Here is a 12,755-nt window from a genome sequence, read left to right as displayed (position 1 = left end):
AAGTTACACATGGAAACAATCGTTGCGTTATTACCAATGATCTTGATTTTCGTCGTATTTTACTTCCTTTTGATTCGTCCACAGACGAAGCGCCAAAAAGAAGTACAAGCGATGCAAAACGCGCTCGAGCGTGGCGACAGCGTTGTCACAATCGGTGGCTTACACGGCGTCGTTCATCAAATCGAAGATACGCATGTCGTTTTGAAATGCGACCAGTCGCTTCTTCGCTTCAACCGAAGCGCGGTTGCGGAAGTCGTGAAAAAAGCGAATGCTTCATTTGAAGAATAAGTAAACAAAGCGTCTGACCAACACGGTCAGACGCTTTTTTGTGCGAAAAGTAGTCGAGGAAGGATTCTCCGGGCTGCTTCTTGCCCGCCATAGACGGCACGTGCGAACGGACCGATAATCAAGTCGGCGTATGCGCCGGTCAAATAGAGACCGTCTGTCCACTCGAGTCGATTGTTCAACACTGGGGTTCCGCACGGGGTAAGGGGAAGATCGAGTTGCTCGATCAATGGCTGTAAAAATGTTTCTTTCACGGGTTGAGGTCGGATTCCGGTGCATAACACGATCTCACTGTCGTCTAGACGCTCGCCATTTACCATGAGTATGTCTTGATGACGTTCCACTTCACCGATTTGATGCGTGACGGCATCCGTTTGAATCAAACGCTTTACTTTTAAGACGAGGTCGTTCGGAGCAGACCCCGGTTTTCTCTCCCGTGTGACGAACGAGCGTTTTGTCGTCCAGTCCTGTTGTAAACGATTGAATTGGTCTAATCCTTTCGGTCCCATGAACTCACGATCTGCATCGAACTGACTGACCTCTAGCGGACGTCTCGTTACGAGTGTGACGCGATGTCCTTGATTGACGCGCTTGACGACGTAATGGAGTGCCGTGATACCACCGCCGATGACAGTCACATGATTCGATTCACCTTCTCGATCTTTCGTAAAAACGTGCTGGCATCGTTCGGTCGTCCATTCCGGCAAGACGACGGTCGCAGATTGACCAATCGCGACAATGACCGAATCCGCCACAATCAGACGTCGGTCCGTTTGGACGTGAAAACCTTGTCCTTCTTTACGGACTGCCATTACCCGTTCATTCCCGAGAAAGCATTCATCTAGACGAAGTTCGTCCCATAGCGTCAACGCATGATTATTGAACAGTTCGAGCGACGGACGTCCGAACGTGTCTTTGAAATGATTTGAACGGTAGGCGTGGCGGGATGCGAATTGCTTCAAGGCGTATGGGTTTGAAGAGACGTGGTGAACACGGGTCGAACGCAGGTGCGACATCGAAATGGAGTCGGTCTGTCGCGTCCAGTTGGAAAGCGGGGCGGAGTTTGGGTCGACAATTAGTAAATCGTCCAGCTTTCCACCTTGTTCTATATATGAGATGGCGAGTGTCATGCCGTGTACACCTGCGCCAATAATAAGTAAAGATTTATATTCCACCATCATAATAACACCTTTCAAAAGCGTAATAGTTACGATTTGAAGTATACAAAAATGGCTTCTTCTTGTCAAAATGATCTAAACCAAAATTCATCCACCTCATTTACAAAAATCGATTTGCTTCATGAAAACGTTTGCATTAATCTCAAGTTGAGAAGAAATCCGAGATGAAGGAGAACGAATGACATGGATGTGAAACGATTTATACGACCATTCAAGAATTGGAAAGGGTGGACAAGGAAACGAGGCGGTTTGAAACAAAGTAGGCGTTCTTCCCTTAGAAGACGGATGTCGATCGCACTCGTTCCGACAATCATCGCGCTCCTCATTGTCGGCGCGCTCGGATCCTATCAATTGAGGCAGTCAACGGCGGCATATGATCGCGTCCTTAGTGAAGGGGTGCAAGAAATGAACCTTGCAGATCAATTATCGCTAGCCGTGACCGACGCTGAGCGTTACTTGAACTATTACATGCTCGTCGCCAACCCGAAGACGCTCATCAGCCTTCAGGATGTACAAGAACAACGTGACGAGTTGATGAAAAAACTCAACGCATCGTCTTCGGACGAAAAGATCTTGTCTTGGCTTTCGGACCTAGAACAGTTCAATGAGCTATTAGACCGTGAGATGGATCGGGCGATTGAACTCCGTCAACAACAAGACGAAATCGGATTCAAGACCGTGCTTAACACGAGCGTGACACCGACGACGGACCGTGTACGCATGACGGTGACGGACCTCGTTGAATATAAAGGAGAACTCCTTGAAGCTGAGACGAAGGCTGTTCAAGCGGATGCGGGAAAATCCATTCTCTGGATGATCATCATCAGCGTGGTAGGCGTCGTAGTCGGGATTCTCTCACTACTCGCGCTACAGCGCCTCTTCTTGAAACCGATTAACCGTCTAGGTCGCCAAGCGCGTATTATGGCAGAAGGTGATTTGACGGGAGAAGACATCGAGAGCGTCTCGAACGACGAACTTGGAGATCTTGTCACGGCATTCAATGAGATGAAGCATAATTTGGTAGCGTTGATCAATCGAGTCGGTGAAGCATCTGATAAAGTGACCGCCTACTCAGAAGAGCTTTATGCGAGCACAGATCATGTGGCGACGACGACTCAAGGTGTCTCCCGTCTGTTTGAAGACATGAACGTGGCGGCCCAAGGGTCATCGAAGCGCGCGGAAGAAGGAACAATCGGTGTCAATCAAGCCGTTGATGGGTTGAATCAAATCGCAGCGGCATCCCAAGGGGTGAACGAACAGACGATTCATACACTCGAGGCGGCGAACGGTGGTCTCGGGACGGTTCAATTGGCAGAAGAACGGATGCAAGAAATCCGTCGTGCCAATGAGATGACCCAGCAGATGGTAACAAGACTCTCGAACCAATCACTCGAGATTGAAAAAATCACTCGCTCCATAACAGCCATTACCGAACAGACGAACTTGCTTGCGCTCAATGCAGCCATTGAAGCGGCGCGTGCGGGAGAACATGGGAAAGGATTCGCGGTCGTCGCTGCCGAGGTGCGCAAGCTTGCCGAGGAATCGAAACAGTCCGCGATTCAAATCCAAACCGTCGTCCGTGATATTCAGCGTGACACGGCTCAAGTCGAATCGGCGTTCGAAGAATCGAGTGTGCATGTGGAGAATGGGGTATCCCAAATGGGCGAGGTGGCCGAGGCGTTCCGTGAGATCGTATCGGTCATTGAAGAGACGTCACGTCAAATGAGCGAGATTGCCTCGGCTACTGAGGAAGTGAGCGCCAACACGACAGAAGTGGCGGTGTCGGTCGAGGACATGTCGACGAACGCTGTTTCGACACAGCGGAGCGTGGAAGAGGCTGGCGCAAACGTCGAGGAACAACTTGCGGCAATTCAAGAAATCAATGGGATCGCAGAGACGATGAGTCATATGTCATCTGAATTAAAAGATGTCGTCCACGTCTTTAAGACAAAATAAGAACGTGACACGCGGAGGACACTGAAAAACTGTCGCTCTATCCGAACGTGAACAGATAAAAGGACGATTGGACCAACTTGTGTCGGGACAATCGTCCTTTTCCTTATCATTTTGAGTTTTTCAGTGCCCTCGACACGCATTAGGGCATTTTACATTACATTAGCAAAATCAGGCTCGTCGCCATGACGATCATTCCGGCGACCATCCCATACATGGAATGGTGGGCATGACCATATTCACGTGCGGCAGGGAGCAACTCATCAAGTGAGATGAATACCATGATGCCTCCGACGGCAGCAAATAGAAGTCCGAAGACGGTATCATTCAGAAACGGCATGAGAAGCAAGAATCCAATCGCAGCGCCCGCGGGTTCGGCGAGACCTGACAACATGGAGAGTTTGAACGCCTTCTTCCGTGAACCGGTCGCATAGTAGATCGGAACGGAGACGGCAATCCCTTCCGGAATGTTGTGAAGGGCGATGGCGATGGCGATCGCGAGACCGACAGCCGGGTCGTCGAGCGCAGAGATAAATGTCGCCAGTCCTTCCGGGAAGTTATGGATTCCGATGGCGAGTGCCATAAAGACACCCATTTTTTTAAGACGGTTCTTTGCTTGAGGGTCATCGAGTGGTGTCGCTTCATTTGTCGCAGTCGTCGCGAGTTCCTGGGTGGACGGGTCGTTTTGCATCGATTCCACAAACTTGACCTCGTGCGGGTTCTCCATTTTCGGGATGAACTTATCGATTAAGCCGATCAAGATCATCCCTCCAAAGAATGCGAGGACGGTATAGATGGTTCCGCTATACTCTCCGTGCGCACCGACGAGTTCTTCAAGTGCTTTCGGAAAGATCTCGATGAACGATACGTAAATCATAACGCCTCCAGAAAATCCTAAAGAGACGGATAAGAATGCGGTGTTCGTCCGTTTTGCGAAAAATGCGATCATACTCCCGATCCCTGTCGCGAGTCCTGCAAACAAGGTGAGGAGAAAAGCGTAAATAATGGTGCTATCCATATGGAAGACTCCTTTGATGATGGGTTATTACGTTCATCATACATGAAGATTTGCCCTTGAGCAACTTTTAGTCTTGTACGCAAATCATGTCGAATAATCTTAGATCGGTCGTTACAATTTTAGGAAAATGATTGATAAATGTTTAGAAAATTTGTAATGTTAACGAGAGAAGTTTTATCAAGAATAGTGGTTTAGAAAGGAAATAGTCGTATGTACAAAAAAGGCAACATTGCGATTTTTGCGATCATCATGATTGCGACAATCCTGCTCGCTGTGTTCACAACGCCATGGGTCGTCAAGAACACGAACCTCGGACTCGACTTAAAAGGTGGGTTCGAAGTTTTATATGAAGTACAACCGCTCGAAGACGGTGACGTCATCGACGAGTCGGCGATGAATGCAACCGTTCGCGCCATCAACAACCGAATCAACGTTCTCGGTGTATCTGAGCCGGACGTTCGAATCGAAGAGAACAATCGGATTCGAGTCCAGCTTGCGGGCGTATCGAATCAAAACGAAGCGCGAGAAGTCATCTCGTCCACAGCTCAACTGACGTTTCGTGATGTAAATGACAACGTCTTGCTCGACGGAAAAGATTTGGCGCCACGTGGTGCAGCACTTAGCTACAACCAGCAAGGGCAACCTGTCGTTGAGTTGACTCTTCAGTCCGCGGACAAGTTTGGCGAAGTGACGTCAGAGATCTCACAACGTCCTGCCCCTGAAAATCGACTCGTCATCTGGCTCGATTATGAAGAGGGTGACACATACGAGGAAGAGATTCAAAAAGAGAACTCGAAGATTGTGTCGGATGCTTCGGTGAACGGACCAATCTTATCGGATAAAGCCATTATTTCAGGTGGTGGGATCGATGCGGAGAGCGGACAACGTCTAGCGGACATCTTGAACGCAGGAGCGCTCCCGGTCAAACTTGATGAGATTTACTCGACATCGGTGTCGGCCCAGTTCGGACAAGACGCGTTAGAAGAGACGGTGTTTGCCGCAACGATCGGGATCATTGCCGTCTTCCTCTTCATGTTGTTCTTCTATCGCTTACCGGGGCTCGTGTCGATCATCACGCTCGTTCTTTATATTAACTTGATCATGTTGTTCTTCAACGGGATCAATGCGGTCTTGACGCTCCCAGGAATCGCGGCACTCGTCCTCGGGGTTGGTATGGCGGTCGATGCGAATATCATCACCGCGGAACGAATCAAAGATGAGCTACGTTCAGGCAAATCGGTCCTGTCGGCATTCCGTGCGGGTAACCGCCGTTCGCTCAGCACGATCATCGATGCCAACTTGACAACGCTCATCTCGGCTGCGGTCTTGTTCTATTTTGGACAGAGTTCGGTCAAAGGATTTGCCATCATGCTCATGATCTCAATTGCGATGACGTTCATCTCGAACGTATTCATCTCACGTTATTTGATGCACCTCCTTGTCTCAAGTCGTCTGTTCGACAAACGCAAAGGATGGTTTGGTGTGAAGGAGAGTGAAATTCGTGAACTTTAAGCTTACTGAATGGAATTACGTCAAACATATGCGCACGATGTTTTTGATTTCGACGGCCATTGTCGTACTCGGAATCGGGCTCTTGTTCTTCCGAGGGTTGAACCTTGGAATCGACTTCGCCTCAGGAACGCGTGTCGAGGTTCAAACCGAAGAGCGTGTCTCACAAGAAGAGTTCACGCAGGCGTTCAATGACGCCGGGGTCGACCAAGAGATCTCAAGCGTCCAATACGCAGACGAAGGCCGGTTGGCTTACGTCACGTTCGTTGGACAATTAGGTCAAGAAGAAGTCGCGAGCGTCAAAACGGCGTTCACGGAGCAATTCGGAAGCGACCCGAACATCAGTACCGTATCTGCCCAAGTCGGTCGGGACTTGGCGAAAAATGCGCTTTATGCGGTCGCTGTCGCTTCAATCGGGATTATTCTTTACATCACCGTGCGCTTCCAATTCTCCTATGCGATCGCAACTGTGGTGGCGATGTTACATGATGCGTTCTTCATGATCGTCGCATTCTCACTCTTTGGGATTGAAGTCAACTTATACTTCATCGCCGCCATCTTGACGATTATCGGATATTCGGTCAACGATACGATCGTCACGTTCGACCGGGTCCGTGAAAACATCACATCGTATGAGAAGGAACGGAAAATCAAGTCGATGGACGTGTACGAGTCGATTATCAACAAATCGATTCAAGAGACGATCGTGCGATCGGTCAACACGGTCATCACCGTGCTTGTGACAGCGTTCGCCTTGTATGCGTTCGGAGCTGAATCGATTCGAGGGTTCTCGCTCGCATTGCTGGTCGGACTCTTCATGGGGATGTATTCTTCGATCTTCATCGCATCATATTTATGGCTCCTGCTCAAACGTTCAACAATTAACAAAAATAAAGAAACGCCGGTCACAGAGGCGTGACGAGAAGGTCTCCCATTCAAAAGGGAGACCTTTTCAAATGTCAAGACGGCACATCTTTCACGCGGTCTGCTATAATCTACAATTGATTGGAGTGAAGGACATGTACCATTCGAAGAAACAGTGGATCTACCCGGATACGAAACCGGAAGACGTCACACGTTTACAAACCGAATTAAATATATCAGCACAACTGGCGACGCTCCTCGTCCAACGGGGGCATCAAGACGTAGAGGACGCCAAGGCATTTTTATATGCCGAGGATGAACTCGTCTTTCATGACCCGTATCTGTTCGAACAGATGGAGAAAGTCGTGTCTCGAATTAAACAGGCCGCGGATGATGGCGAAATGGTCCTCATCTATGGAGACTATGATGTCGACGGGGTCAGTGCCTCATCGGTCATGTGGCACGCGCTCACGGAGACCGGGGTCATGGCCGAATGCTACATCCCGAACCGATTCACCGAAGGGTATGGACCGAACAAGGAAGCGTTCCAATGGGCAGCGAATGAAGGATTCACCTTGGTCATCACGGTGGATTGCGGAATTTCAGGGATTGAAGAGGCGACCCTTTTGAAAGACCTTGGCGTTGATTTGATCATCACGGACCACCACGAGCCGAAAGAGACCTTACCGGATGCCTATGCGATCATTCATCCACATATCGACCCGGGATATCCGTACGATAAACTCGCAGGAGCGGGAGTCGCACTCAAAGTGGCACATGCGGTGCTAGGAAGAATGCCGGAAGAGTTGCTTGATTTGGCAGTTCTAGGCACGATTGCCGACCTCGTCCCGCTCGACGGGGAGAATCGGTTACTCGCGAAGAAAGGGATTGCGGCACTCGAGGCCTCGAAACGACCAGGTATTTTAGCGTTGCGTGAAGTGTGTGGACTCGGTGACAGCGTGTTGAACGAAGAATCGGTCGGCTTTGCGTTCGGCCCACGCATCAATGCCGCCGGTCGACTCGATTCAGCGATGCCGGCACTTCAGATGCTCCTGGCTGAACACGTCGAGGAGGCGTTGGAGCTCGCGAAACAGCTCGATAAGCAAAACAAAGAACGTCAAGATATCGTCAAAACGATCGCTGCGGAAGCGAAAGAACTCGTCGAAGCATCGATGACCGAGGACCGTGTGCTCGTCGTCGCGAGTGAGAAATGGAATCCTGGTGTGGTCGGGATTGTCGCATCGCGTCTCGTCGAGGCGTATTATCGCCCGGTCATCCTCCTCTGCCACGACCCTGAGACAGGTAAGGCGAAGGGATCGGGTCGTTCGATTGATGGATTTGACCTCTTCAAGGAACTCTCGAAAAATGAAGATATCTTGCCTCACTTTGGCGGACACCCGGCTGCGGCCGGAATGACCCTTCAATCCGAACATGTAGCCGAACTACGGGAACGTCTGAACCGTCAAGCGGAGTCGATTCCTGACGATGTATTCGTACCGCGGGTCAAGGTCGATTTGAAACTCTCGGTTAACGATGTCTCGCTCGACTTGATCTCAGAGATTGGAAAACTCGCCCCGTTCGGGATGGGGAACCCGTCACCGCGTGTCGTCGTTGCGGATGCGAAGCTGCGTGACATCCGTCAAATCGGACGTGACGCCACCCATTTGAAAGTACAGCTTGCCGGTGACAAGCGTGAACTCGACGGGATCGGTTTTGGATTCGGGCACGTCGTCTCGGAAATTTCAAAAATGGCCCACATCTCGGTGATGGGGAGTCTTCAAGTGAACGAGTGGAACGGGATGCGAAAGCCACAGCTCATGATTCAAGACTTGCGCGTCGACGATTTCCAAGTGTTTGACTATCGTGGGAAGAAAAAGTCGGTTCAAGAATTGAAAGATTTACCGAATGAACAGACATCGTTCTTGTCGTTCCAAGGAACGACCGAAGATTTCCCGCTACATGAAGGGGATGAGCCGCTCAACCGTTTCGTCGTCCTGCTCGACCTTCCTGACGATGAAGAGGTACTCGCAGAGAAACTTCATGAAGGGGTCGAACGGATTTATTGCGCATTCGGTCAAGGAGATTCATTTTTTGAGCGTGTCCCGTCCCGTGAGGATTTCCGAACGTATTATGTCCATATGGCGACGTGCGAACGGAAAAATCTACGCGAGAACCTGATTCGTTTGTCAAAAGAGCGAAAATGGTCAAAAAATACGATTCAATTTATGCATCAAGTATTCTCTGAACTCGAATTTCTTGTTACAATGGAAGACGGACTGCCTGGAGTCAATCCAGAAGCACCGAAACGCGATTTGACCGAGGCGCCGTGCTATAAACGCCGGATTGGGCGCCAACAACTCGAAGAGCGTTTCGTATACGCGTCATTGGCGGAGCTCAAAGAGCGGTTACAATCGTTGCGATCGAACACGATGCAGGAGGCATACACATAAAATGGATTTCAAACAACATATTAAAGAAGTAGCAGATTATCCGAAGGAAGGCATTAGCTTCAAAGATATCACGTCACTCATGCAAGACGGCGAAGTCTACAAAAAAGCGGTAGACGAGCTCGTCGTTTATGCGCGTGAGCGTGGAGCAGAGTTGATCGCTGGACCGGAAGCGCGTGGATTCGTCGTCGGTTGCCCGGCAGCATATGCGCTCGAACTCGGATTCGTGCCAGTTCGAAAAGAAGGCAAGTTACCGCGTGAGACGGTTCGTGTGTCATACGGTCTCGAGTACGGGACGGACATCTTGACGATGCACAAAGACTCAATCCAACCGGGACAACAAGTGGTCATCCTTGACGATTTGCTCGCCACGGGAGGAACGATTGAAGCGACCATCAAAATGATCGAACAACTTGGTGGGGTTGTCGCGGGAATCGGATTCTTGATTGAACTTGACGGACTCGGTGGACGTGAGCGTCTCGAAGGATACGACGTGTTCTCTCTCATCCGATACGAAGACTAATTTGAACGGGAAGCGATATGCTTCCCGTTTTTGAATAGTTTTTGAGGAAAATAACCGACAACCTTTGACAGGTCGTCAGATTTTTTCGATAATGGTTATAAAATTATAGAATCTTGAATACTAACTACTACCATGCTGCGACGAATCCGAGATGATTGGAGCGGTAAAAAAAAGGGTGTCGAATGTTATGACCAAAAAACAAATCGTAAGTATTGAGGATCTTCTCGACGCGCTCGGGGAGTATATGGGTGACGACGATATAGCCGAAGTGAAACGCGCTTACGAATACGCAAAACTTCATCATTCCGGTCAGTTTCGACGTTCGGGCGAGCCCTATATCCTCCATCCGGTCCAAGTGGCCGGCATTCTCGTTGATATCGGCCTAGATGCCACGACGATTATCGGGGCGCTCTTGCATGACGTCGTCGAAGATACGGATATTTCGTTACAGCAATTGACGGATGATTTCGGTCCGGACGTGGCGATGCTCGTCGACGGGGTCACGAAACTTGGTAAGATCAAATATAAATCGAAAAAAGAAGAGCTCGCTGAGAACCATCGGAAGATGATTATCGCGATGGCGGAAGATGTACGCGTCATCCTGATCAAGCTCGCGGACCGTCTTCATAACATGCGAACGCTTCAGCATATGCCGAAAGAGAAGCAAGTTCAAAAGGCGGAAGAGACGCTCGAAATCTTTGCACCGCTCGCTCATCGGATGGGAATCTCGACGATCAAGTGGGAGCTCGAGGATATTTCATTACGTTATATCAACCCGCAACAATACTACAAGATCGTCTCCATGATGAAACAAAAACGGACGGAACGGGAGGCCCTCGTCACCTCTGTCATCACGGAAGTGAACGGGGTTCTTGAAGAAGTGCATATCGATGCCGACGTGAACGGTCGACCGAAGCATATCTACTCCATCTACAACAAGATGGTGAAGCATAAAAAAGAGTTCAATGAGATTTATGACTTGATGGCGGTCCGGATTATCGTCGACTCGATTCGCGATTGTTATGCGGTGCTCGGGATCATCCATACGCAATACAAGCCGATGCCGGGACGATTCAAAGATTATATCGCCATGCCAAAACCGAACATGTATCAATCACTCCATACGACGGTGATCGGTCCGAAAGGTGAACCGCTCGAAGTCCAGATTCGGACGAAGGACATGCATTTCATCGCCGAGTTCGGGATCGCGGCACACTGGGCGTATAAAGAAGGGAAGAACGTCTCGACGAACGGGTTCGATGAGAAAATCGCCCACCTTCGTGAGATTCTCGAACTTCAAAAAGATACGACGGACGCCGAGGAATTCATGGAGTCTCTCAAAGTCGACTTCTTCAGTGACATGCTATACGTATTCACGCCGAAAGGTGACGTGTTCGAGTTGCCGAAAGGCTCTGTCCCGATCGACTACGCGTACCGGATCCATACGGAGATCGGGCATCGGATGACGGGGGCGAAAGTGAACGGACGGATGGTCCCGCTCGACCATAAACTCGAGACGGGTGACATCATTGAGATCATCACGTCGAAACATAGTTACGGTCCGAGCAAGGACTGGTTAAAGCTCGCCGTCTCGAGTCAGGCGAAGAACAAGATTCGCCAATGGTTCAAACGCCAACAGCGTGAAGAGAACGTCGAGAAAGGGAAAGAGCTCGTCGAGGCCGAAATCAAAAAGCTTGGGTTTGAACCGAAAGAAGTCACTGACGAACCGGCACTCAGTATCGTCGTCGAAAAGTTCAACTTCGGGAACGAAGAAGAGATGTACGCCGCAGTCGGCTATCAAGGCATCACAGCCGCCCAAGTCGCGCACAAACTGACGGAGAAGCAGCGGAAAGAACCGAAACTCGAGCTTTCTGAAGCCATCAGCGAATTGAAAGTCAGTCAGTCGCCGAAAAAGAAGACGACGGAAGCGGGCGTGACGGTCAAAGGCATTGACAATATGCTCATTCGGATGAGCCGTTGTTGTAACCCGGTACCAGGCGATGAAATCGTCGGGTATATTACACGAGGTCGCGGTGTCTCGATTCACCGTAAAGACTGCTTGAACATTGTCAATGAACAGCATCCGGAACGTCTCCTTGACGTAGAGTGGGAAGTCGGACAAGCGAAAGAGAAGAACTACAACGTCGATATCGAAATCACCGGGTATGACCGTTCAGGACTTTTGAATGACGTCCTTCAGGCGGTATCGGCGACAAACACGAACATCGTGGCCGTCAGCGGTCGTGGTGACCAAAACAAACAAGCCCGCATCTCGATGACGATCTCGATTCCGAACGTGAATCATTTACAAAAAGTCGTCGAGCGAATCAAACAAATCTCTGACGTGTACTCGGTGAGCCGGGTCATGATGACGTGACGAAAGGAAGAGGAACGTGCGTGTATTATTGCAACGAGTGAAAGAAGCGTCGGTCACAGTCGAGGAAGAAGTCATCGGGGCAATCAACACTGGCTACCTACTCCTCGTCGGCGTAACACATGAGGATACGAAAGAAGAAGTCAATTGGCTCGCTGACAAGGTGGTCGGGCTTCGTGTATTCGAAGACGATCAGGAAAAGATGAACTTATCGATACAAGACGTGTCTGGTCAAATTTTGTCTGTCTCTCAATTTACGCTCTATGGAGATACGATGAAAGGGCGGCGACCTGCATTCACGAAGGCGGCGAAGCCTGATCTTGCCGAATCGCTTTACGAAGCGTTCAACGAAAGGCTCCGGTCGAATGGACTCATTGTCGAGACGGGGCGCTTCGGTGCGATGATGGACGTCACACTCGTCAATGACGGACCGGTCACACTCATGCTCGAAAAAAACGCTTGACAGATGCCGACTTGATTCGGCATCATGAAGCATATAGTCAAACACCTATGATAAAGAAGAGTACGGTCAACCCACCAGCAAAGAGAGCGATGCCTTGGCTGAAAGCATCGACTGGATGATGACCCGAACGACACTTTGGAG

General features: G+C 49.9%; 8 protein-coding genes, 1 pseudogene and 1 other annotated feature (1 of these 10 only partly in view). Of the genes and pseudogenes, 7 read left to right on the top strand and 2 right to left on the bottom strand.

Features of this window, described 5'->3' with window-relative positions; genetic code table 11:
- The first annotated feature begins 9 nt into the window (after positions 1–9).
- Positions 10–288, top strand: a complete 279-nt coding sequence (gene yajC / locus KNP00_RS02715) for a preprotein translocase subunit YajC (RefSeq protein ID WP_031421435.1) — start codon at positions 10–12, stop codon at positions 286–288.
- A gap of 26 nt (positions 289–314) precedes the next feature.
- On the opposite strand, the gene KNP00_RS02710 is transcribed toward yajC, so the two are convergent.
- On the bottom strand, positions 315–1,463 hold the full coding sequence (locus tag KNP00_RS02710) for an NAD(P)-binding domain-containing protein (protein WP_240542658.1): 1,149 nt from the start codon (positions 1,461–1,463) through the stop codon (positions 315–317).
- A 183-nt stretch (positions 1,464–1,646) separates the two neighbouring features.
- Between KNP00_RS02710 and KNP00_RS02705 the strand changes: the two genes are divergently transcribed.
- Positions 1,647–3,419 (top strand): methyl-accepting chemotaxis protein, encoded by a 1,773-nt coding sequence (locus KNP00_RS02705; protein WP_215141977.1) that lies wholly within the window; start codon positions 1,647–1,649, stop codon positions 3,417–3,419.
- 154 nt (positions 3,420–3,573) lie between these two features.
- Here the strand turns inward: KNP00_RS02705 and zupT are convergent, their stop codons facing one another.
- The gene (zupT, locus tag KNP00_RS02700; RefSeq protein WP_215141975.1) at positions 3,574–4,434 is read right to left on the bottom strand and encodes a zinc transporter ZupT; all 861 of its coding nucleotides are present in this window, start codon (positions 4,432–4,434) and stop codon (positions 3,574–3,576) included.
- Between the two features lie 210 nt (positions 4,435–4,644).
- Here zupT and secD point away from each other — a divergent pair.
- From secD to dtd, 5 genes and pseudogenes are all read left to right on the top strand, one after another.
- Positions 4,645–6,862: pseudogene (gene secD / locus KNP00_RS14225) on the top strand (protein translocase subunit SecD).
- A gap of 100 nt (positions 6,863–6,962) precedes the next feature.
- Entirely contained in the window at positions 6,963–9,257 is a 2,295-nt protein-coding gene (gene recJ, locus KNP00_RS02685) for a single-stranded-DNA-specific exonuclease RecJ (RefSeq protein WP_215141969.1), read from the top strand.
- 1 nt (position 9,258) lies between these two features.
- On the top strand, positions 9,259–9,777 hold the full coding sequence (locus tag KNP00_RS02680; RefSeq protein ID WP_078146574.1) for an adenine phosphoribosyltransferase: 519 nt from the start codon (positions 9,259–9,261) through the stop codon (positions 9,775–9,777).
- Between the two features lie 187 nt (positions 9,778–9,964).
- A complete protein-coding gene (locus tag KNP00_RS02675; protein WP_215141966.1) occupies positions 9,965–12,154 on the top strand; it encodes a RelA/SpoT family protein in 2,190 nt (729 codons plus the stop codon).
- A 16-nt stretch (positions 12,155–12,170) separates the two neighbouring features.
- The gene (dtd, locus tag KNP00_RS02670) at positions 12,171–12,614 is read left to right on the top strand and encodes a D-aminoacyl-tRNA deacylase (protein WP_215141964.1); all 444 of its coding nucleotides are present in this window, start codon (positions 12,171–12,173) and stop codon (positions 12,612–12,614) included.
- A 38-nt stretch (positions 12,615–12,652) separates the two neighbouring features.
- Positions 12,653–12,755, top strand: a binding site (T-box leader) (it continues 131 nt past the right edge of the window).

The sequence above is a fragment of the Exiguobacterium qingdaonense genome, from assembly GCF_018617855.1.
GTDB classification, from domain to species: Bacteria; Bacillota; Bacilli; order Exiguobacteriales; family Exiguobacteriaceae; genus Exiguobacterium; species Exiguobacterium qingdaonense.
The sequence above is the reverse complement of the archived record's forward strand: the minus strand, read 5'-3'. Positions and strand labels throughout refer to the sequence as shown.